This window comes from Chryseobacterium amylolyticum (assembly GCF_051011775.1).
Lineage (GTDB): Bacteria > Bacteroidota > Bacteroidia > Flavobacteriales > Weeksellaceae > Chryseobacterium.
Genome location: NZ_JBPCHX010000001.1, coordinates 765,170 through 787,098 on the forward strand (window position 1 = coordinate 765,170; position 21,929 = coordinate 787,098).

18 protein-coding genes are annotated in these 21,929 nt (G+C 38.3%); 12 read left to right on the forward strand and 6 right to left on the reverse strand.

Annotation, left to right across the window (positions count from 1 at the left end):
* Window positions 1-12: 12 nt before the first annotated feature.
* Window positions 13-1,704 (reverse strand): sodium:solute symporter family protein, encoded by a 1,692-nt coding sequence (locus ACR1PO_RS03385; protein WP_433985840.1) that lies wholly within the window; start codon window positions 1,702-1,704, stop codon window positions 13-15.
* A 100-nt stretch (window positions 1,705-1,804) separates the two neighbouring features.
* Window positions 1,805-4,309, reverse strand: a complete 2,505-nt coding sequence (locus tag ACR1PO_RS03390) for a PIG-L family deacetylase (RefSeq protein ID WP_433985841.1) — start codon at window positions 4,307-4,309, stop codon at window positions 1,805-1,807.
* 475 nt (window positions 4,310-4,784) lie between these two features.
* On the opposite strand from ACR1PO_RS03390, the gene ACR1PO_RS03395 reads away from it, so the two are divergent.
* Entirely contained in the window at window positions 4,785-6,002 is a 1,218-nt protein-coding gene (locus tag ACR1PO_RS03395; RefSeq protein ID WP_332387655.1) for a phage tail-like protein, read from the forward strand.
* Between the two features lie 193 nt (window positions 6,003-6,195).
* On the opposite strand, the gene ACR1PO_RS03400 is transcribed toward ACR1PO_RS03395, so the two are convergent.
* Window positions 6,196-6,735, reverse strand: coding sequence for a hypothetical protein (locus ACR1PO_RS03400; RefSeq protein ID WP_433985842.1), 540 nt, complete (start codon window positions 6,733-6,735; stop codon window positions 6,196-6,198).
* 90 nt (window positions 6,736-6,825) lie between these two features.
* Between ACR1PO_RS03400 and ACR1PO_RS03405 the strand changes: the two genes are divergently transcribed.
* The 3 genes from ACR1PO_RS03405 to ACR1PO_RS03415 all read left to right on the forward strand — a co-directional run bounded on the left by ACR1PO_RS03405 (window position 6,826) and on the right by ACR1PO_RS03415 (window position 8,672).
* Complete coding sequence (locus ACR1PO_RS03405; protein WP_433985843.1) at window positions 6,826-7,134, forward strand: helix-turn-helix domain-containing protein; 309 nt, start codon at window positions 6,826-6,828, stop codon at window positions 7,132-7,134.
* A gap of 191 nt (window positions 7,135-7,325) precedes the next feature.
* Window positions 7,326-7,847, forward strand: a complete 522-nt coding sequence (locus ACR1PO_RS03410; RefSeq protein ID WP_433985844.1) for a KwaA family protein — start codon at window positions 7,326-7,328, stop codon at window positions 7,845-7,847.
* A 12-nt stretch (window positions 7,848-7,859) separates the two neighbouring features.
* On the forward strand, window positions 7,860-8,672 hold the full coding sequence (locus ACR1PO_RS03415) for a hypothetical protein (RefSeq protein ID WP_433985845.1): 813 nt from the start codon (window positions 7,860-7,862) through the stop codon (window positions 8,670-8,672).
* Window positions 8,673-9,016: 344 nt separating this feature from the next.
* Here the strand turns inward: ACR1PO_RS03415 and ACR1PO_RS03420 are convergent, their stop codons facing one another.
* Window positions 9,017-9,688 carry a hypothetical protein gene (locus ACR1PO_RS03420; RefSeq protein ID WP_433985846.1) on the reverse strand — a complete coding sequence of 224 codons (672 nt, stop codon included), beginning with the start codon at window positions 9,686-9,688 and terminating at the stop codon, window positions 9,017-9,019.
* 188 nt (window positions 9,689-9,876) lie between these two features.
* On the opposite strand from ACR1PO_RS03420, the gene ACR1PO_RS03425 reads away from it, so the two are divergent.
* The 4 genes from ACR1PO_RS03425 (at window position 9,877) to ACR1PO_RS03440 (ending at window position 14,151) form a co-directional block, all read left to right on the forward strand.
* Window positions 9,877-10,560: a hypothetical protein gene (locus ACR1PO_RS03425; protein ID WP_433985847.1), complete on the forward strand. Its 684-nt coding sequence runs from the start codon at window positions 9,877-9,879 to the stop codon at window positions 10,558-10,560.
* A gap of 88 nt (window positions 10,561-10,648) precedes the next feature.
* A complete protein-coding gene (locus ACR1PO_RS03430) occupies window positions 10,649-10,789 on the forward strand; it encodes a bacteriocin-like protein (RefSeq protein WP_433985848.1) in 141 nt (46 codons plus the stop codon).
* Window positions 10,790-10,992: 203 nt separating this feature from the next.
* Window positions 10,993-13,389, forward strand: a complete 2,397-nt coding sequence (locus ACR1PO_RS03435; RefSeq protein WP_433985849.1) for a hypothetical protein — start codon at window positions 10,993-10,995, stop codon at window positions 13,387-13,389.
* A gap of 333 nt (window positions 13,390-13,722) precedes the next feature.
* Complete coding sequence (locus ACR1PO_RS03440; protein WP_332387667.1) at window positions 13,723-14,151, forward strand: hypothetical protein; 429 nt, start codon at window positions 13,723-13,725, stop codon at window positions 14,149-14,151.
* A 158-nt stretch (window positions 14,152-14,309) separates the two neighbouring features.
* Here the strand turns inward: ACR1PO_RS03440 and ACR1PO_RS03445 are convergent, their stop codons facing one another.
* A complete protein-coding gene (locus tag ACR1PO_RS03445) occupies window positions 14,310-15,980 on the reverse strand; it encodes a lamin tail domain-containing protein (RefSeq protein ID WP_433985850.1) in 1,671 nt (556 codons plus the stop codon).
* A gap of 506 nt (window positions 15,981-16,486) precedes the next feature.
* Between ACR1PO_RS03445 and ACR1PO_RS03450 the strand changes: the two genes are divergently transcribed.
* The 3 genes from ACR1PO_RS03450 to ACR1PO_RS03460 all read left to right on the forward strand — a co-directional run bounded on the left by ACR1PO_RS03450 (window position 16,487) and on the right by ACR1PO_RS03460 (window position 19,555).
* Window positions 16,487-16,975, forward strand: coding sequence for a GNAT family N-acetyltransferase (locus ACR1PO_RS03450; protein ID WP_332387670.1), 489 nt, complete (start codon window positions 16,487-16,489; stop codon window positions 16,973-16,975).
* Between the two features lie 166 nt (window positions 16,976-17,141).
* Window positions 17,142-18,206 (forward strand): serine hydrolase domain-containing protein, encoded by a 1,065-nt coding sequence (locus ACR1PO_RS03455; protein ID WP_433985851.1) that lies wholly within the window; start codon window positions 17,142-17,144, stop codon window positions 18,204-18,206.
* Between the two features lie 128 nt (window positions 18,207-18,334).
* Window positions 18,335-19,555, forward strand: a complete 1,221-nt coding sequence (locus tag ACR1PO_RS03460) for a winged helix-turn-helix domain-containing protein (RefSeq protein WP_433985852.1) — start codon at window positions 18,335-18,337, stop codon at window positions 19,553-19,555.
* Between the two features lie 71 nt (window positions 19,556-19,626).
* Here ACR1PO_RS03460 and ACR1PO_RS03465 read toward each other — a convergent pair whose 3' ends face one another.
* On the reverse strand, window positions 19,627-21,135 hold the full coding sequence (locus tag ACR1PO_RS03465) for an amidohydrolase family protein (RefSeq protein ID WP_433985853.1): 1,509 nt from the start codon (window positions 21,133-21,135) through the stop codon (window positions 19,627-19,629).
* Window positions 21,136-21,476: 341 nt separating this feature from the next.
* Here ACR1PO_RS03465 and ACR1PO_RS03470 point away from each other — a divergent pair, with 341 nt between their 5' ends.
* Window positions 21,477-21,911 (forward strand): hypothetical protein, encoded by a 435-nt coding sequence (locus ACR1PO_RS03470; protein WP_433985854.1) that lies wholly within the window; start codon window positions 21,477-21,479, stop codon window positions 21,909-21,911.
* Window positions 21,912-21,929: the final 18 nt, after the last annotated feature.

Sequence of the window (21,929 nt, forward strand, 5' to 3'; positions counted from 1 at the left end):
GTCATTGTTTGTTTACGAATTTACTGTTTTCTGCTTATAAAACAGCAAACCAATTGCAGAAAATATAATGACCGCTGCTGCCCCGATTACGTTAAGCCAAAGAAAAGAAACGATATCGAACTGATACACGGCAATAACCGTAATTTCTGATAAAATGGCAGCAATAAATACATTCGCGCCGTTGACCCTTTTGTAATAGAATGCGACCAGAAAAATCCCCAGTATCGGACCGTAGAAAAGAGAACCCAATACATTAACCGCTTCAATAAGGGAACCCATCTGAGTAGCAAACATGGCCACGCCGATTGAGAAAATGCCCCAGGCTAAAGTGTGCAGGCGGCTATATTTTAATTCGGTTTTTTCATCAGGAATTTCATTGCTGAATATTAAATGTACATCTTTTAATGAGCAGGCGGCAAGGGAATTCAGCGCTGCCGAAATAGAACCCCAGCTGGCCAGGAAAATGACGGCAAACAGTAAACCGATCATCCCTGCAGGCAGGGTATTTTTCACGAAATACAGGAAAATGTAATTGGTATCCGTTTTCTCCGCATTATAGTCTGAATTATTGATCGCTTCCTCCACCCTGGCGTGCAATGCTTTTACCTGCGTTTGCGTATCTTTAAAATCCTGAATTGCTTTTTTGAGTTGAGGAGAATTATTTTCTTTCAGCTTTAGAATTTCTTTCGATTCTGCATTAAATTTTATTTGTAAATCACGATGTTCTTTTTCAAAAACAACAGCCTGTTCAGGTTGTTTTTCCTTTAAATACTGATAAGAGCGTTCATTAAAATAAATAGGAGCCGGTTTCAGAGAAAAGAAAGCGAAAAGCAAAGCACCGATCAGAAGAATAGCAAACTGCATAGGAATTTTAACCAGTCCGTTCAGCAGCAGGCCCATTTTTGCGTTGGTATTATCTTTCGCCGTGATATATCTTCCCACCTGGCTCTGGTCCGTACCGAAGTAAGAAAGTGCCAGAAAAAAACCGCCAATCAATCCGCTCCAGATATTGTATTTATCTTTCCAGTCGAATTCTGTGGTGATAACATTGAGCTTTCCGGATTTCCCCGCCAGATAAAGCGCATCATTAAAACCAATTCCACCCGGCATATTCTGAATAAGCAGATACCCTGCAAAAGCCATGGTTCCCAGGATAATGAGGAACTGTAATTTCTGGGTGTGCGCAATCGCTTTTGCTCCGCCCACATAGGTATAAATCAACAGGATGCCTCCGGTTAAAATATTGGTTATATAAATATTCCAGTTTAAAACACTTGATAAGATGATACTCGGAGCGTAAATGCTGATTCCTGTTGACAAGCCTCTCGAAAAAAGAAATAGCAGTGAAGTGAGTACCCTGGTTTTCTTATCAAAACGGTTTTCCAGATACTCATAAGCTGTGTAGACATTCAGGCGCTGAAAAATAGGGATGAAAGTAATACAGATCACAATCATCGCCAAAGGCAGACCAAAATAATACTGCACGAAACGCATGCCGTCTGTATAGGCCTGACCCGGTGCCGAAAGAAATGTAATGGCACTTGCCTGCGTAGCCATAATCCCGATCAGTACAATATACCACGGCATTTTGTTGTCTGCTTTCAGATAAGATTCGTTGCTTTTCTGGCCACGGCCGATGAATACGCCGTAAACCACCACTGCAACAAGTGTAAAAATAAGAACGGTCCAATCTATAGTACTCATGCCCAGAATTTAGTAAACCAATAATAAAATGCGATCTGCAATACCAATGCAGCTGCCAATAACAGATACCAGGTATTCCAATTTTTAAGTTTCCTGTTCATCAGTTTTTCTGTGCAGATAAAAAGTTAAAAAATAAACGTGCCGCACCGGCATTTCCTGCAGGCAGCTGCCTGAAAAATGCCAGCGGTGTATAGATAAAATTACCTTTCCCGTATCGGGCATATAAAGTGGATCCCTTCAGCGGCTCTTCATCCGTATCGTGCATTTCAAAAAGCGGTTCATATGCGGCATCCCATTGGGCAGGGAAATAGGCACCACGCTCCTGTACCCAGCCTTTAAAATCATCGGCCGTAATTTTGTTCGGGAAGTTCAGTAATTTATGATTGGGATTTAAAAACGTAACCGCAGCATTTTCTTCGGTAACACGCTTATTGGCAATACTGAAATTATACATTCCCAATTGGTCAACGGTTGTATCCTGATTGGTATTGTACTGCATCACCAGGTTACCTCCTGCTTTCACATAAGACCATAAAAAAGGCATCCAGCGGCCCAGCTTCTTCTCTGTGTTATTGGCACGAACACCAAGCACGATGGCATCATATTGCGACAGTTTGTTCTGACTGCTGTTTCCACCGGATGCATCTGTATTGCCATAAAAGTCCCCGTCTTTCAATACATCTACCTGAACGCCTGCAATGCGCAGGAATTCAGGAATAAAATCTCCTGCACCTTCTATGTACCCCACTTTCTTAACCTTTGCCTGAATATCCCCCTTCATTACGGTTACCGTTGCTGGGGCGAAATATTGTAAGGAAGGTAAATGCGGATACTGGATTAATACCTGTTTTTTATTATAAGTTACTCCATCTGCAACAAAACCGGCATCCAATTGCAAACGGGATGAGTTTATTGAAGCAAGCTTAGTTTTCGGAATAACGTAATCAATAGTAAAATCTTTTCCGTTGAACGGATTTACATCGGTGCCCCCTAACCTTTCTCCGTTATACATAAGGTTTAGGTTACCTTTACTGAACTGTTTATCAGAATTCACCTTAAGATTTAAGCTCAGATGTAAATCTTCATTTTCTTTAACCAGATAAAGCGGTTGTGTGAATTTCAGTTCCACAGCAGGAACAATACGCAAGGCTTCCACCACATCACCGCGCACCGGATCTAATTTCTTGAAAGATAAAGGAAGCTTAACCTGAAACTTTTCCGGGCCGATTTTTAAACCAACCCAAACATTCAGTGGTGGTTCTGCCTCAGGCAAACCGACTAAAGTTTCATCGGGAACAGAGAAAGTTGCCGCATCTGCAGGTGGATTTGCCAGCCAGTAAGGTTCTGTAAGTGCTGCATCCGGGGGAATCTGAATGTCATGCTGAATGGTAATTAAAGAATCTTTTGATAACGCTCTGTTGAAACTTTCTGATTGATTTAACCATTTAACATCTTCTAAAACGACAGGATTTGCAGCTCTGGAAATCAGGTTTAACCTGAAATTGTAATGGTCCCCGGCAACAGCTTCAGCCTGCTGGGTAACCACCTCACCCATAAACCCGGCACAGCTTAAAATAATATGGTCAAGAGATTTAATTTTATCCTTTTTCAGATCTGAGTCATTTAACATCATGATCTTTTTCCGCAAAGCAAGCAACGCAGGTAAGCTCCGGGCCGGCTCATTGAAATTGAAAGCAGTAATAATTTGATCCAGTGCCTGGTCAATATCAGCATTTCCCTGTGAAGTCCAGGTTTTAGTCACTCCGTCAAAAAGGGTTGTTTTTGCAGGCTCGCCAATAACATGTGAAAAATATTCAGTTCTGATACCGGCTACAGACTGTGTTCCTGCACCCTGGCTTTTATGTAAGCTTCTGCTTAGCCCTGCCAGTTCACCATACCCCATTCCCAGTTGTGCATCATATTGCCCAACGGTAACTTTCAATTGATTTTCAGCGGTTGTATTAACTCCGCCAAAGCGGAAAGTATTCCACAATACGCGTTTTGGCTGCCATACATTCACATATTTCAGCTGATCCGGGAAAGCGTTTTTATCTCCTGCCAGTTTAAAAGCTTTTTCTGCCACCACCGCTGAAGCCGCATGCTGTCCGTGGCCTGCTGCCGCAGTAGGAGGAAAACGGCAGATGATAACATCCGGACGGAATTGACGGATTACCCTAACCACATCCGCCGTAATGCTGTCTGCATTCCACTGTTTAAAAGTATCTGTCGTATTTTTGGAAAATCCGAAATCAATGGCACGGGTAAAAAACTGCCGGGCACCATCTAATTTTCTTGCCTCCAAAAGCTCATGTGTTCTGATTAACCCCAATGCAGCCCCCTGCTCTGTACCCAGTAAATTCTGACCACCATCCCCTCTGGTTAAAGACAGATAGCCTGTTTCTACATTCTGATCGTTGATTAACCAGGAGAGCAGTCCTGTATTTTCATCATCAGGATGTGCCGCAAGGTATAAGACTTTAGGAAGATGTTTAAGGGTTTTGAGGTCGCGGTAAATTTCAGATGATTTTAAAGGCCGGACCTGCTGGGCAGAACAAAAAACCGTATAAAATCCAAGGATAAATACAGTGCTTACTTTTTTAAACATTTAATTTTACTTTGCGGAACAAATATAAGTAAATCATCTTTCTTTCAAAATTAAAAGAACCAGACTGTGAATTTCACAAAAAATGATTTAAATTTTTCATTAAATTACAAAGGTCACAAAATTTTATTTTTAAAATACTTTAATACACTTTAGAAAGTAGGAGTAACTGCCCCACGAAAGTTCACTTAAGATGAATATCTTTTATTTTCAACGAAACTTAAGGATAGTTCTCATATACAAAGCATATCAAGTCAATAACTTAAATACCTGGAACTTCAGCTAAACAATCAGGTTAAATTACTCTTTAGCTCCCTTACAATAAGAAGATTAAAAAGATAAAATCTTTAGGAAGGAAATACACACAACAATCAAACATAACATGAACAATTAGTTAATTTTTATCAATTACAAAGGCGTTTTTTTTTATTTTTCATAAAAAAAAGTTATATTTGAATTAACCCAATAACACCTTTATATGAAAACAAAATTTACACAGCTGACTGCTATTCTCATTTCAGGGCTTTCATTTGCCCAGGTAGGTATTAATACAACCTCGCCTAAAACAACTTTGGATGTATCTGCTACAAGAGATACTTCAGGAGTGATTACGAATAACACCCAAACATTCGGATTACAGGCCCCAAGGCTTACCAGAGCTGAGCTTACAGCCAATACTGCTACCTATGGCAGCAATCAGACCGGAGCTTTGATTTATATTACGGACGTCACGGGCGGAGATACCGCAGGACAGCGTGTCAATGTTACTGCGATGGGCTATTATTATTTTGACGGAACCGTATGGCAAAGGCTTACACAGGCAACCAATGCTGTAGCTCCGGCAATCTCTGCATTACAATGTAGTACAGCTTACTTAAGTCCTTCTACTTATACTCCCGGTACTCCTTTCACCGGAAACCTGAGGGTTACTTATAACGGAGGAAACGGCGGGGCCTATAATTCAGGAACTCCTTTTACCATCAACGGACTGACCTTCCAGCTAAGACCCGGAACCTTAGAGTTTGGTGACGGCGAACTGGTATTCTCAGTAAGCGGCACTCCCACTACTGCCAATGACATGATTATTCCCATGACCAACAGTACGGTTTCTTTCTTAACAGCAGCGCAAAACTGTACCGCTACCGTGGGAAACAGCAGCCGTGCAGACATTACACCAGTCGCTGTAATGGGATATCCTACCCTTACTACCGATGCCAACGGGAAACAAGCCTATACCCTACCTCTTGCAACCCCGGACGGTAAGTATTCCATCAGGGTAATATTTGATACCACCAGTGGTACAACCGCTGCAATTCCTAATGTACAGCTGTACAATAATACAGGATCCACCGTTAATCTGTACTGGAATTATAACACCGAATATGGCGGTTATATTGGTTCAGCGGTAACCACAAACAATATTACTTCAGGAGTATGGGGCGGTATGGCAGATTCATCAACGTCCTGGGTTCCTCAGGGCACAGGAGCAATAGGAAGTGCTTACTGGGGGAATGTAGGGATTATAGACGGAGCCGGAGGCGGACCTGAGCATAGAAGATACACATGGATAGACAGCAACCCTTCTTCAAAAACGGCTTATACCGCAACCATTATGGTAGGAGCGCCTACTTCAGGCAGTGCCCAGCCCAACCTTTCCAAAGTATATATAAAGATAGAGCAGGTAAAAGCTCAATAATATAACAGACTGTCTCAACAGTGAAATCATTTCCGTTTTGTCATTGTCTACATCGAATCTTTGATTTCTGACGAAGGCAGAATCTCATTAATACCCAAATACATGAGATTCTTCACTACATTCCTGAATTGTGTTCGCAGACTTTCGTCTGTGTTCAGAATGACACTATTGAGACAGTCTCTTTTCTTATTTTCTAATTGATTTCAGCCATCTTTTTTTCTCTTTTTCTCTGAAGAATAAGGTGTGCCGCATCCAGCATTTTCACCGTGTGGATGTAAGGCATCACGATATTTCTTTCCGGCAGATTTTCATAGACGCCCATTGAAAAATAGACGATTCCGGACATAAAGTAATCAAATTCTTTAACGGTGTATGCGCGGAACGCTGTTTTAAAAACCAGCAGAGGATTCCGGTATTCCTTCTCCGAAAGCAGGCCAAGAACCCACGGGGAAATCTTCTCCGGCCGGGTATCAACCGTCCATTTTCTGTCCTTCAGCATCATGAGATATCCTGCCCGGATCAATGACCTCATCGACTGGTAAAACTCAAAGATCACCGCAGGATCTTCGTTGATCCAGCTGTTTCGCTTTACCGCATAATTCATAATGTTGCTGAGCCTTTCTTTGGAAACATCCAGCTCGTTGAACTGAAAGAAGTTTTCCATAAGCCGCAAACCGGAGTGCTTCTTATCTGCCCGAAACCGGTTATCAAAGTTTGTTTTGCTTTTTTTCATTGTTTGTATTTTTTTATAAATGTAAGAAAAAAACGATTAAAACACATATATGTGTTGATGAAAAATTATAGAAAGTCCAACATTTACTAAATGTATAAATGGGAAATAGAAGAATTAAAATTTCAAATTGGAAAGCTTATTCAACTTTATAGGCTAAAAAGAGGACTTTCACAATTACAACTTGGAAATGAGCTCAATATCTCAAGCAACCATGTTGGTAGAATTGAAAGAGCTGAAACCAACCCAACCATTGAAAGTCTCGTTACATTCTGTAATTTTCTTGAGATTGATCTATTACATTTATTTACAAAACTCAATGAAAAAGAGCTAAAGAAGATTGAAAGTGAAATTGATCAGCTACAAAAAGAATTTAAAAATCAAAATAAGAGAAAATCCTGACGAAAGTTGGGATTTTTTTGTGACGAAATTCTCGAAATCTTTAAGAAATTCCGTGAAAATACTGAATGAAAACTTTAAGAAGGTCTTTATTTTTGCTTTTTACGGAAAACCGTTTTTTTAAAATTATGTCTCATAATATTTTTGTATTACTATAATTTTTCAAAAAACTTAAGAAAGAACAAATTAAGAGAATGAAATATTTATATCAATTATTTTTGGCTTTTAACTCGACTTGGTTAATTGCCGTAGTATTTCTAGTAAAAGAAAAGTATGTATTTAATTTTATTGAAAAATTTTCTATGTATTACTCTTGGGGTATATTTATTTTGATTCCAATCATCTTAACCATTTTGAGTTTTCTAGTTGCAAAAACATTACCAAAAGATAATCTGCAAAGAAATTCAGTTATAGAAATTGAACTAGCAAATAACAATTTTTTACCAACTTATTTAGGGTATTTTTTTGTGTCTTTAGGTGTAAACGACATCTCTACTCTAGTTGTAATTTTTTTAATCATTTACATTTTTACATTTTTATCACAAACACTTTATTTTAATCCTATTTTTTTACTTTTTGGTTATCATTTTTATTTTGTAAAAACGTCAGCAAATATTAAGATATTTTTAATAACTAAAAGAAAACTAAAAACTCCTGGCAATGATAATTTTAATAATTTGAGGAGAATCAATGATTATACATTTATAGAACTTTAAAACTTGTAGCATATGGCAACCTTTATTTATGGAAAAGTGAAAAGAAAACATAATATTTTCCGAGTAATTGAGACAGAAGAAGAAGTTTACAGTACTTCACAATTAAATTTAGTCGGTGTTGACTATAATCCAAATACGCTCATTGAAAATGAAGAACTATATAAAGTTTCGCAGTTTTCTCAATCTGGATTTTCATTTGATTTTATAAATAATGATTTGAACTCCGTCAATCATGATCAAATAACTAGAAATGATCTCACAAAACTATCATTTATTTGCACTGTACAAAACAATTTATATTTTTTTCAAATTATTAACTCAAGTTTTTTTATTAGCAAAAAATGGTTTTCTATTGATGAGTTAAGAATCGAAACTGAAAAACCAATTATTACAGTAAATCCATTTGCTGATGCAATATATGACAAAAACTCTGACATACTATACTTCAAAAAATTACCTGCGGCTCAAAAAATCTTTAAAGGAATGGATCAACTATATAAAGAAGCAACAGCTTTAGAAACTGATTCTTTTTTACAAAACGATTTTCTGGAGGTTGATACTAATTTCAGTAATAGAAATGTTTCAGTACCAAACAGAAAAAGGATTGCATTAGTAATGGAAACATTAAATAATTTATCTGATACAGAAAAACAGACTGTATATTCATATACTAGTCAATATAGCCAAGTGGAATTTCAAAATGGAAAGTTTAAAATTGAAACAGATGAAGATCTTAAATTTGTTTTATGGGGAATTGAACAAAGATTTTATACAACCCCAATAGGAGGTGAAAAGAGAATTGCGAACTCTATAATTAGCATTTAATTAAGATCAATATCTGATATCGCCTATTGGCTCTCCGAAATTTTTGAAATTTGGAATAAGTTTAGTGGATATGATTTTATGTTGGGAGAGCATTCGTAAAAGAAAGAAAAGTAATAGAATACATCAACATTAGAGAGCTACTACATTTTGATAGAATTCTGGTTTTCAGTTAGGTTGTTATTCGTGCCTTTGTAGAATTAAAAAATGTCTTGAATCATTTTATTCATAAATTTGTGATAATAGCCAATTATTAAATGTTCAGAATAACTCTAATTACTTCTTTTTCAGACATCTTAATTAACAGCTCAAAGTCAGAAAATTTCGTACACAGAAATAAAACCCACTTATATTTTTCTAACTGTATTCCCCGTAAGACTAATATAATTAAACATACAAAACGTTGCTGCCGCTCCAAACGTATGCCATAAAAAATGGGTTCCGAAGCTGAACCATTCCCATTTATCGGCGATACGGAAGGTCAGTGCAAAAACAAAGGACAGTAAAGCAAAACCTACCCATTTGCCGGCTTTCCATTGGGTAAACATCAGATACCTTAGTACCGAGAAAAGGACAAACGAGGCCATGATGGCATAATTGACGTTGATAAAAAGAGAAGCGTGATCTGCCAGGATCCAGTTCCTTAAAGCGAACATCAGTACTGCATACCCCAGAACCATTACAGCAGCATAGTACCATCTGGTGCTTTGCGCTATAAAATAAAATCCGGCAGACAGGCAGAGTACCATAATAGGCAGCCAGTCCATCATGATAAATACCGGCCACTGTCTGAATGAATGGTAAACCGTTCCTCCTATGGCTCCGATATATAATAAAACCAGGCAGTAGGTTAAAAAAGGATATTCTTTGAAGTTACCTTTCAGTTTAACGGTCCAGAAAATGGCTATGGCTAAAAATAATACAGCAGTGATTGCATTTAAGGGCTCAGGGAAAAACTGAGCCATATCTGTTTCCTTATATAAAAGGCCTCCGTCCGGAGGTATTGGGTTTACCGGCATTGTTTTCTTTTAAATTATATGGACAGGAATATTAAAGTACAAAATACAAAAAGCAAGTCATTTCCAGATATGAGCATACTCATATCTTTCTGAATATAGAAAAAATTATGGCATTACTATATTAATTACAGGCATCTCCGGGGTATTTTACTTAAATTTACAATCTATTCAATTTCAAATACAATCAAATGAATCCAGACTTTGAGACTTTTAAGAAAGATATCAATTGGTTTATCAGACCAAATGACCTTGTTGAATTTTCTGATACAAAACCGCACCCGGATCTTTCTGACGACTTTAAATCAACATTTCCTGCATTATCCCGACTTATTCAAAAAGCCAGAACACTTGATTTTAGCATAAACAGCAAGCCCTACAGATTATTGTCATGGACCAATAAATACAATATAAGTTGTGGGTGGCTAACCCGGATTGAATCAGATGATACGGATAACTTTCAACTGGTACAAGAACATGAATTATTACTGAAAGAAATTGGTGGTATTGTAGAATCTTATCATCAGCCCGAACCGGCCCTTACTAATAATCAGGACTATTTATTCTTAAAGTCTGCCTGTATGACGGGAATAGGCGAATGGGAAGAATACTATGAAAATCTCTGTGAAGAAGAATCTAAAGAGCCGATAGATTATAATGACTTTATTTGCTTTGCCCTGGAAGCCAATGGCAATATGACAATGTATGAAAAGAATTCAGGGAAGGTCATATTATTTGCCCATGATCATTGGTTTGAGGATGTTGATGTTTTTGAAAATCAGCCTGAATACACCTTTTACACGATACAAGGCGTTGAAAACTTTGTTGATTACGTTGAAAAAATGGCTGATGAATGGTCAGAAGACCTATTGTAAATTAATTGAGACCACGTTAAAATTTGTTAATATCACCTATCATATTATAATTATGTAGAGATTTGTCAGGAACATAAAATATATTCATATGAAAAATTTAAAAAAGCTTAGCAAAGCAGAATTAAAAGCAATTGCCGGAGGATCAGAGTGTGTAAGACTGTGTTTTGTCAATGATAAGTTAACATGCGTTCCGTATAGCTCATGTGGCGGCCCAGGGCTTGAACCGTAAGAATTAAAAACCTTTTTGAATAAAAACGATAAGGTTTACTTTAAAAAATAACGACTTTAAGAGACAGCTATTCAATAGTTGTCTTTTTTTATATGCCTGTCATTTTCCTCTTTATGATTTGCTGTGAAATAACCTGTAAATATCAATTTCCGAAACGTTTAATTAACTACATTAGCACAGAATTAAAATGCGCCGAGATTTCTATGAAAAATATATTCTGTGTAGTGCTTCTTTCAATGGTACAGCCTGTACTGGCACAAACCAAACTGGAAAAAGCCATCACCAATCTTGAGAATAATTACGAACAGGAAAAAGTATATGTACTCACCGACAAACCCCAATATGCAGCGGGTGACAAAATATGGTTCAAAAGTTTTGTATTCGACGGATATAACCGTTCACCATTATCCACTACCCTGTTTGTCGAGCTTTATAATTCTGATAAAAAATTAATTGACTGGAAAACCGTGCTCCTTACCAATGGTGAAGGCAGCGGAGATTTTCAGCTGAAAGAAGACCTTCCGGAGCAGGTTTATTTTGTAAGGGCCTATACGCCTTATATGACCAACTTTAATGAAGATTTTCAGATTGTTAAAACCATTCCGGTTTATAACCCGAACTCTGCGGAATCATTGGTGGTTGCCAAAAGTTCGGACTGGTCTGCCAAAGCCTTTCCGGAAGGAGGAACTTTCATTAGCGGTATGCCGGTAAAATTTGCAGTAAGATTATCATCCCCTTCTTCCCTGCCGGAAAGCTGGACCGGAAAAGTAATTGACAGCCAGAACCCAAACACTCCGGTTACCACTTTTACATCTTTTGATAAAAATGTAGCCTCTTTTACAATAACTCCGGCTGCAGGAAAGAAATACCAGGCCATCATCCGGGATAATACGGGGAAAAGCCAGACAATAGACCTGCCGCCGGTAGCTGACAGCGGTTTGAATATACAGGTTTCAAGCTCCAGAGAGGGGATTAAATATACCTTAAAAGGTGCTAACCTGAAACAACAGCTTCAGGGGTATAAAATTGTCGGGCTTATCAATAATCACCTTGCTTACAGAGCCAATATCAACCATCTGACCAATGATGTGTCAAGCCTTATCCCTACCAAAATCAGTAACGGGGCTAATGGTATTTTACAATTGGTGATCTTTGATGAACAGGACCATATTGCTGCCCAGAGGCTTTGCTTTATAAAACCCGGTAATTTAAAAATTGAGAAGGCTGAAATTGTAGGCCAAAGCCTAAAAACAGCACCAAGGGCTTTCAACAGCATTGATCTTTCTCCTGAATCTTATTTTAAAAATTATACGGTTGTCGTAAGTGAAGACAATGGTACCCCAACTCCTGAAGAAGAAAATCTTTTAAGCGGACTTTGGCTGACGGGAGATTTTACAACAAGAATAGACAGCCCGGCACAGTATTTCTCTAAAAATGCCAACACTGAAGCGCTGGATGCCCTGCTTATTTCTGAAAACTGGAAAAGATTCGACTGGAATTCCGTACTGAGCGGAGCTGCACCCACCATTAAAACCCAGTCTCAGCAATATCTTTCTTACCGGCTGAAACCTGTTAAAAATAATGCCCTGATGATCAATACAACAGTCAACTTATTATCAAAGTCAGGTCAGGGCCAGCCTGCATTCAGCCAGTTTAAAACAGATCAGAACGGGTATATTTATTTAAATAACCTCAACATTAGTGAGCCTCTGGAAATTTCAGCATTCGTCAATGCAGAAAATAAAGAATCAGGCAATGACGATCTGTTTGTGACCGCAGAACCATTAGTGACGCCTACAACATTCAAAGGCAATTTCCCGCCCACAAAATATACACTGGTAAAAGCCGATAAAAATAAAACGCTTCCTCCAACAATTTCAAGAGCCATCAATACTCAAAAAAACATTAAAAAGAAAGAAAGTAATGACATACAGATTCAGGAAGTTGCTTTGGTAGGAAAAAAGAAAGACCCGAAGGCAGAGCTTGACAAACAGCTGTCCAGCGGTATGTTCACTTCTGCCAATTCTACTGTATTTGACTTTGTGAATGAAGACCAGCATACTTCAGGATCAGTCAACATCCTGGACTGGCTGCAGGGAAGAGCTGCCGGCCTTACATTTCAGAGAAATAATACGGGCGTTAATGTACCTTACATCCGCGGCCAGCAGGCTAAGCTTTATTTAGATGAAATACCTACCGATGCTTCCATGATTGCCAATCTTCCTGTTGACAACATTGCGATGGTAAAAATTATTAAAGGAGCAGGGTTAGTAGGCGATGCCGTGGCCGTCTATACGATGAGAGGCAATATGAAACCTAAAAGCAACGAAAAAGAAGCGAAAAAGAACAATTCAGCCATCATCAAAGGATATGATAAACCGTCAGAATTTCCTATTGAAATGATTGATGATAACGCCCCGGAAAAAATTGAAAACGACACCCGCGAAACCCTGTACTGGAACCCTAATCTGTTCGACAGCGATTATGTTCCGCCAAGAATCAAATTCTTCAATAATGACAGTGCAAAGCAATTTAAAGTACTGATCATAAGCTTTGATGAAGATGACAATATTCTTTATGACCAGCAGGTTTTAAAATAATAAAAGAGAGACTGAGAAAGTCTCTCTTTTAGTTTTGAAGAAGGAGTCCGGAAGTCATAGTAATCATAAAGACACCGCTACCATTCTCATTTTATGCTAATCTACTACAGACTGCCAGCCTTTCACCTGTATAACCGTCATTCTGACGAAGGAGGAATCTCACCTCAGAGTTACCTTCAAAGACTTTCCGAACCTTGATATATATTCTCCGATTTCGAAAGTTCTTTACTGATAGACTCAAAGTCAAGAGACTTCCACAACAGAATTTTCTAAAAAAACATGATCTTTCAAAACAAACTCCCAAATATTCCGTTTAATTCTTAAATTTGGCTCATGCGAAAGAATCTTTATTTCATCATTATATTATGTTCCCTTACCAGCTGCTATACGTATCAGGTAAAAAAACCTGCGGATCCGGCAGCTAACAATAAACCGGCTAATAATAAAAACAATCCTGTTTCCCAGAACCTGAATGTTCAGCAGCCGCCTGCTCCTGTTAATGTTCAGGAGAAACTGGCTGCCGGTAAAAATGTTAAAATTGAAGTGGATAACAAGAGCTACAAAGTCATTGTTGACCGATGGGAAGGCGACAGTCTTGTAGTACATCCGGTTCGTAATGCCAAAAAGAATCTGAAATTCCATAAGAACCAGATCAACAGTGAGAAGATTGCGGAAAGACGTTTTTCACAGCCTATTGCTGATATTCTTACGGTGACGGCCTATGCTGCCATTGGGGTTGGAATCTATCTTCTTGTCAAATAGTATTTTAAACCTTCAGATTTTTTAAAGTCTGCTACGTTGGAGATTCCTGTTTGAGACCAGCAAAAAAGACTAAACATACCGATATTAGAAAATCTTGATATAAAAACAGACTGCCTCCTTGAGACAGTCTGTTTTCTTATGGCTTATTTGTTATTTGTTTAAGGCCAGATCACCCCTGATTGTCGGGGACTGGTCCATGGTTTTCCGGATGGTCTTGTTCCCGGATGGGCTGCCAGACACTCCCTTATCCATTCGCTGCCCACTGCGTGGGATTTTACTTTTTTTACCGAACAATAAGTAGTTCCGGTACTATCTTCATACAGCTGGTAATTAGGATAAGCACCTTTCGCTACTAATTCCTCATCATCAAGAAGTTCCACACCTTCACCTATCTGGGCAGGATAATCCACAATAGCGCCAAGTACCCAGGCTATGGAATCTTTATTATTACCGGCTACCAGGCTTGGAGGAGGTGTCAGTGTAATCTTGATAGTAGATTTTGAATGGTCTACAGAATAAGAAGAGGAATAAGTAGATTCCTTAACGCTTGCCAGAGGAATTCCTAAGAAAGAAAGCGTTGCAGAAGTAGACTGCTCAAAGGTTTTCTGAATGCTTTTATAATCTTCACCGGTTACCGTGATCTCTACACTTGGATAATTGGAAATTGCTACTCCGTTCAGCAAACCGAAGGGTCCGTCAGGCCCGAATTTCGTAGCCGGATCCGGAGAGAATTTGTATCCTGAAATATGTTTTTCTTCCTGTTTGTCTCTGCTGTTGATCTGCGCTTTTCGGATAGGATCAAACCATGCCCAGTACAAATTGCTGGCAATATTAAAATCCTTCGGACCAAAGTTCACCAGGGTAACCCCGGTAAAAGACATCGATATTTTGATAGAATTTTTGCTGATGGCAATATTTTCACTGAAATAATTGGCATTACCGCCTATTCCCAGCGTAAAGAAATCAAAGATAGGAATAGAAAAACCCGTTTTCCCCTGTACGGAAACCCGGAACCGGCTTTCGGATTCACGGCTGACCTCCATATCGATCTGGGCTGCCTGTGAAGTATTTTTAAGACCGTTTAAAATCTGGTTGAGCGGAGTTGTCACCTCAAAAGCTGGTAAAAAACTGTCGTCATTCAGCTGCAGTCCTCCGTTTTCTTTTTTAGGATTCTGTACATTCTTTAAAACTCTGGACAGATAGCCGTTATTCATAGTCACATTGTTCTGTAAAGATATCGTAGCACCCAAAGCATCCAGATAGCTGGCTAAAACAGGAAGAATAGGTTTTCCGCTTGCCGGTGTTTTGTTCAGTAAAGCATCAAGGTTCTCACTTTTCTGGATCTGGTATAAAGTAGTAGCAGGGTTGGCCCATTCGGTAGCAATTTTATCCATAATGATATCGATTGGCTGCATAGTGTCCGTAGCAGGAGGAAGTGACCCATAGGCACCCACCCAGGCAGTGAGTAAAGCCATCTGCTGATCTGTAGCCCTTGAATGGGCGTCATTCAGTACCGCTGTATCTTCTTCAGATAAGGAATAATTGACTTTTGAGAAAACATCAATGAAGTAATTGGTAAATACCTGGTCCAGCTGCACCGGCTCTGTATCAGCTTTCAGGTTGCATGCTATCCAGTCATAGGTTTTCTTATTAAATTTCAGATTGGAGGGATCCTGCCAGTAATAAGGGAAATTTCCTTTTCCGTTAATGGTGATGGCAGACAGGTCTGTACTTAAAACACTTGACAGGATTTCGTTGGCTCTGTCTTTCAGTTCTGTGATAATTTGTGATGCTTCTACAAAAGGAGCAACACTTTCAGGATTTTTCATGATTAATAATATTGGTATTGTTCCTACTCTTTTTGATGGCTTTTCGGAGGCTGCCGTTGTTCAGGGTTTGAAGCTTCTTTTGAACATCCCAAAGTAACGGCGAAAAAAGAATGAATGGTAGAGTACAAACCTGTGATTTTAACGCTAAGTATTTGTACTGTAACACCTAAGCATTTTTACGTATAAAATTATTGTCCTGCTTTGTAAGTAAACATCTGTGACATCTGTGACCAAAAACGAACCACAAAAGTCACAAAGCTTTTAAAACACTTAAGTAAGATGAAGATGATATCCTTCCGTAGAATAAGTTCACATAAGTTTTTAAAAATCTTTGATTTTTTTCTTAAGTGCCTTAAGTGTTAAAAATAAAATGACAGTATCAGATATAAACATCTGAGAAAATCTGTGACATCTGTGGGCAAAATAAATCTGTTTTTAAAGATCGGCTGTTATATAAAAAGTATAAATAAGTTCTATATTTGAAAATCAACAAATCCACACTCAATATGAAAGACATTCAATATGAAATAAAGCTCAGACCAACGGTAGCGGATGATCTCGAGACTCTTTTTGAGTTCCAGCTTGACCCTGAAGCCAATCATCTTGCAGCATTCACTTCAAAAGATTCTGCAAATAAAGAAGCATATATCAATAAATTCACCAGGCTGCTGGCAGACCCCACCGTCAACAACCAAACCATTATGGCCGGTACAGTGATCGTCGGAAGTATTGCCAAGTTTATCCTGGAAGGTGATGCTGAAATCACCTATTGGATCGATAAACCTTTCTGGGGAAAAGGCGTTGCCACAGCAGCATTGAAGGATTTCCTGGCCATTGAAACAACAAGACCTGTTTTTGGGCGTGTTGCTTTTGATAATCTGGGTTCGCAAAAAGTCCTGGAAAACTGTGGTTTTGTCAGAATCGGTACAGATAAAGGCTTTGCCAATGCCAGACAAACCGAGATTGAGGAATTTATTTACAGGCTTGACCACTGATAAAGGGATAAAACATCTGCTTTTTTAGGTCACCTGACTCATCATCAGGTGATGGTAGAACTGTTATTGGTAAGGACAAAGTTTTTCTGACTTTAGCTGGAATGTCAATACCTGTAATACAGCGGATGCCAATTGTTATATCAATGATTAATCAACAAAACTAATAATGAAAAATACGGTTGCATTACTTCTGTTACTTATTTCAAATTACATTTTTTCACAAACCATTAATCCTGAGAAATTAGATGATTACTTTAATTATATTGAAAAAAATAATCTGGGAGTGGGGAGTGTGTCAATTTTTAAAAACGGTAAAGAAATTTATTCTAAAAATTTCGGGCAAAAAAATATTCCCGGATTAACTTACGATAAGAATACCAGATATCAGGTAGGCTCTGTTACCAAAATGATTACTGCAGTTTTAATTTTCAGGTTAATTGAAGAAAATAAACTGTATTTAAATAGTAAGCTTTCTGAGTTTTATCCTGAAATTGTTAATGCTGATAAAATAACGATTAAAAATTTATTGGAGCATAGCAGCGGGCTGGGAAACTATCTGGTGAGAAATGGAGAAGTATGGGCAACCGAAAAAACAAGTGATAAAGAGATTATGGATCTTATCATCACGCAGGGCAAAAGTTTTGAGCCGGGTGAAAAGGTGGATTACTCCAACTCCGGCTATTATCTTTTAACGGGAATCCTTGAACAAAAATATAAGAAACCGTTTTATAAAATAGTCCGGTCAGAAATTGTAAGACCTCTCCGGTTAAAAAATCTGGCCCCTTTTCAACCCGGGCAAAAAAATATATTCCTGCCCTATCATTATCAAAACAATTCCTGGAGTATACTGAAAAAGGAGTTAGACTTTCTCAATGTTATCGGCGTAGGCGATATTTCTGCAACACCTTACGATCTGAATATTTTCATCAACAGCTTATTCCATCATATGATTCTGAAAAAAGAAACGCTGAAACTGATGGAACCTGTATTGGGAAAAGAAAGCTGGGGAAGAGGAATGGCGATCTGGGATTTTGACGGGATTACATTTTACGGGCATGGCGGCGATACCTTAGGATCACACAGTGTTCTCATCTATAATAAGGAGGCTGATCTCTCAATTTCTTATAATACCAATGGAGAGCGCATCCAAAAAGAAAATTTCATAAAAAATATAGTTGATGTAATTTATAACAAAGAAATTAATTTTTCGGAAATCAAAGAAGAGCAATAAGACCTCCACTCAATTATTTTGATTTCAGATGAATATCTTCGAGATCAATTTCTGTGAAGGTTTCATTGAATGCTTTTGTGTCAAATCATTATATTTGAAAAAACATCACAAACCTGTTTTCTTCGGATATGGAAAAGAAGCTGGCATTAGGACAATTGAAACTTGCAACGCTGGATAGTCAGGGATTAACCCGAAATACACCGTTCGGAACCGGAAAAGATGCTGTTCTTAACGCATTGGAGCATCTCGGATATATACAGATTGATACTTTATCCATGGTGGAACGTGCCCATCATCATACCCTTTGGACAAGAATCCCTGATTTTCAGGCAGGTTATCTGGACGAGCTGGTAGAGGAACGTAAAGTATTTGAATACTGGTTCCATGCAGCATCTTATCTTCCCATGCAGGATTTCCGGTATGCTTTACCTCAGATGCTGACCATCAAACGTGGGGAATCCCGCTATCATAATGCGGATCCTGAAGTGATGAAGTATGTCACCGATACCATCCGTAATGAAGGACCTAAAAGAGCAAGAGATTTTGAAAATGAGAGCCATAAAGCCGGAAGCTGGTGGAACTGGAAACCTGCCAAACTAGCCCTTGAACGGCTTTTCATGCAGGGAGACCTGATGATCAGCGGCCGTTCCGGAATGCAGAAAACTTATGACCTGGCTGAAAGAGTGCTACCTTCTTCTGTAAACACCACAGAACCTACCCCACTTGAATTTGCAGAATATCTGGTCAAAACCAATCTCCGCGCCTATGGATTTACGACAGTAAAGCAGATCACTCATCTCCGAAAGGGAAATGAACTGAAGAAAAATGTCAGTGAAGTGCTGCAGCGTATGCTGGAAGAAGGCAGAATATCAAAAATCAAGGCAGACGGAGGAACTTCTGTTTTTATACAGAATGATACACTGAACAAAACATTTGACCTGACAGATTCCAGAGTATGGCTGCTGTCTCCGTTTGATAATTCTATCATTCACCGGGACCGTGTAAAACAGATCTTTGATTTCGACTTCCGGCTGGAATGCTATACTCCGAAAGAAAAAAGACAATATGGCTATTTCTGCCTTCCTATCCTGTTCGGAGATCAGTTTATCGGAAGAGTCGACTGTAAAGCCCACAGAAAGGAAAAAAAACTTGAGCTTATTCACTTACATATTGAAAACAATACGGCTGCCCCTGAACTCTGGCTTACTCCTTTTGCAGAAACCTTAAAACGTTTTGCTGTTTTCAATGGCTGTGAATCTTTGGTCCTGACAAAAGTAAGCCCTTCAAAACTGGGTACTGTTATCAAAAAAGAACTGTCCGGATTAAAGCTAAAAAGTAAGCTTTACTGATCTGCTGAAAAGACAAATCGCATCATTGGCTTCAATAATGCGATTTATTTTATCAGGAAAATCTTTTCTGATTAGTTGAATTGCCGGCTGGCTTTCTGTACAAAATCATTCCATTGCTGGTTAAGATAAGCTGTGGCTTTCTTTTTCTCATTATCATTCAAAGAAGAATACTGAAGGGAATTAAAAACCAGTTTTTTCAATGCTTTTAAATCCAGCTCCCAATACACCAATGTTGTCCAGAAATCATAACTCAGTCCGGTATATCCATACACTGAAGGATCATCACTGTTGATTGAACACTGTATTCCGTTGCTTAATAAAACCCGTGCAGGATGGTTTCTCAGATCACTTACATATCCTAAAATCTGATTGCTGATCGGGCTCACCTCAACCAACTTGTTTTGTTTTCTGATCTTCTCCATGGTTTTTGGGAAGTAAATAAGATTCAGTCCATGACCTATTCTGTTGTTGTTCAACAGGGCTACGTCGAGGACATTTTCATTCAGGGCAGAATTGCTTTCTCCTGCATGAAGGAAAAGAGGCAGTTCCACACCGTACTTTTTGCTGAGATCATCCATTTTTGTCCAGCTTCTTTCAAAGAAACGTATATCATGTCCTGCTGCTTCATCCGCTACAAGATCAAAGCCTGAGATCATATCCGGAAATTCCTTCTTCATTACGAAAGCCGTTTCCAGTTGTTTTTCGATACTTTCATTATCTAAGAATTTAAAGCTTGAATAGATCAGCTTCAGCGTGAACTGCGGATCCGATTGGTGTATCTGCTTAAGAATATCCTGCAGGTCTGTGATGGAGGTTTTCAAAGGATATTTTCCATGCTGAAAATCGTAAAGCTCATCAAAAATATACCTGATTTCTACATGCTGTACTTTATCTTTTATCAGATCCTGAAATCCTTTCAGATAATATTCCTTGAAGAAAGGACGGTACGGAAGCAGCAGGCTGATGCGTTTAAAGCGCTTTTCAAATTCAATCCAATAATCCGTATAAGAACAGAGATTATCACGTTTCAACGTAAGAAGATCCTGCAGCTCTTTTTCAAAACCAGGGTTTGAAGCCAGTTTTTTATCAAGGTTCACAAATCCTGCGGGAACCTTTCCCTTTTCAAAAAAAGCCAGCTGCCCGAAAATAAACTGATCATTATCTTTCTGATCGTAAACATAGCTTTCCTGATATTTTCTCACCCTCGAAATAATCCATTTCACATCTGTTATCCCTCCGCTGTGGGTATGCAGCAAACCTCCTTTCGGCATTGTCTGGAGAAGCTGAAACAGATTACTGTTTTCTATTAATGGTTTTAATTCATTAAAAGAACTGTTATATAAAGATATTTTCTTCGATTCCGTATCGCTGATGAGTTGTTTACGGATCCCGGATATTTTTTTATTCAAAGCCTGTTCCGCCTCAGATAATCTGATATCAGCATCAAATGCCACCGCTTTGTTTTCCTGCTCAGATAAAGCCAGGTTATGCTGGTATACAGATGTTTCAGTTATTCTACCCTGTCCCCAAAATAAGGGTGCTCCTAAAAGTGATATATAAATAAGGTATTTTTTCATCATAATATTGGAAGATTTTTGTATTGCCGGTTATGTTAACCGTTAAAAGTAGCTTGTTACAGCAAAAATTATGCAGAATAATGCCGTTTCAAAAATAAGATTAATTTTTCTGTTAAAAACACTCAATTATGCATCCATAACCATTTCTCAGACAATCTTTAAATGCAGATTCTTTTTTAATCTATTCCGATGTCCCCTCCGTAAAATGCCAGATAATATTCTTCTCTTTTATTTTTTTCAATAAACAGGGCACTTTTTAACACTTTTTTAATCTATAACGGTTGTACTTATTTTGAAGTTTAACTACCTTTGTCTCTGGGATGCGGAAAAGGTTTTATCAATATTTGTACAGTTTGTTATTTGCATTGCTTACCGTTTTAGGTTGGTACTATGGGCAAATCCAGCAGTATATCTCAACAGATACTCCTTCTGATCTTCATTTTACAACTGATCTTCTGGTTCACCAGAAAAAAAGCATCAAAAAATCGTTTGCATTTCTTAAAAATCACGAGACCAATGAGGCTTACAATATCAGCCATCCCCGCTACAACAAAATCAGAGCAAATCTTTCTGAAAATGACAACGAAAATGATGATAATGTAGAAACATCTGACTCTACAGAACTTCTTGCCCTTTTCAAAGAAGGTTTCTGGCATCTGATCTCCGGCTTCGTCACTACATTTCATGACAGACAAATCGCTGTTTCACTCGCTCAGTCAGGACATTTAAAGCCTTTACGTGATGATCTGTACATCCAGTACAGGGTCATCAGACTGTGATTTTATAATATTTTTTTC

Excerpts from the sequence above, each read along its gene's own strand:
- ACR1PO_RS03385 (WP_433985840.1), bottom strand. The coding sequence starts at position 1,704 with ATGAGTACTATAGATTGGACCGTTCTTATTTTTACACTTGTTGCAGTG.
- ACR1PO_RS03390 (WP_433985841.1), bottom strand. The coding sequence starts at position 4,309 with ATGTTTAAAAAAGTAAGCACTGTATTTATCCTTGGATTTTATACGGTT.
- ACR1PO_RS03395 (WP_332387655.1), top strand. The coding sequence starts at position 4,785 with ATGAAAACAAAATTTACACAGCTGACTGCTATTCTCATTTCAGGGCTT.
- ACR1PO_RS03400 (WP_433985842.1), bottom strand. The coding sequence starts at position 6,735 with ATGAAAAAAAGCAAAACAAACTTTGATAACCGGTTTCGGGCAGATAAG.
- ACR1PO_RS03405 (WP_433985843.1), top strand. The coding sequence starts at position 6,826 with ATGTATAAATGGGAAATAGAAGAATTAAAATTTCAAATTGGAAAGCTT.
- ACR1PO_RS03410 (WP_433985844.1), top strand. The coding sequence starts at position 7,326 with ATGAAATATTTATATCAATTATTTTTGGCTTTTAACTCGACTTGGTTA.
- ACR1PO_RS03415 (WP_433985845.1), top strand. The coding sequence starts at position 7,860 with ATGGCAACCTTTATTTATGGAAAAGTGAAAAGAAAACATAATATTTTC.
- ACR1PO_RS03420 (WP_433985846.1), bottom strand. The coding sequence starts at position 9,688 with ATGCCGGTAAACCCAATACCTCCGGACGGAGGCCTTTTATATAAGGAA.
- ACR1PO_RS03425 (WP_433985847.1), top strand. The coding sequence starts at position 9,877 with ATGAATCCAGACTTTGAGACTTTTAAGAAAGATATCAATTGGTTTATC.
- ACR1PO_RS03430 (WP_433985848.1), top strand. The coding sequence starts at position 10,649 with ATGAAAAATTTAAAAAAGCTTAGCAAAGCAGAATTAAAAGCAATTGCC.
- ACR1PO_RS03435 (WP_433985849.1), top strand. The coding sequence starts at position 10,993 with ATGAAAAATATATTCTGTGTAGTGCTTCTTTCAATGGTACAGCCTGTA.
- ACR1PO_RS03440 (WP_332387667.1), top strand. The coding sequence starts at position 13,723 with ATGCGAAAGAATCTTTATTTCATCATTATATTATGTTCCCTTACCAGC.
- ACR1PO_RS03445 (WP_433985850.1), bottom strand. The coding sequence starts at position 15,980 with ATGAAAAATCCTGAAAGTGTTGCTCCTTTTGTAGAAGCATCACAAATT.
- ACR1PO_RS03450 (WP_332387670.1), top strand. The coding sequence starts at position 16,487 with ATGAAAGACATTCAATATGAAATAAAGCTCAGACCAACGGTAGCGGAT.
- ACR1PO_RS03455 (WP_433985851.1), top strand. The coding sequence starts at position 17,142 with ATGAAAAATACGGTTGCATTACTTCTGTTACTTATTTCAAATTACATT.
- ACR1PO_RS03460 (WP_433985852.1), top strand. The coding sequence starts at position 18,335 with ATGGAAAAGAAGCTGGCATTAGGACAATTGAAACTTGCAACGCTGGAT.
- ACR1PO_RS03465 (WP_433985853.1), bottom strand. The coding sequence starts at position 21,135 with ATGATGAAAAAATACCTTATTTATATATCACTTTTAGGAGCACCCTTA.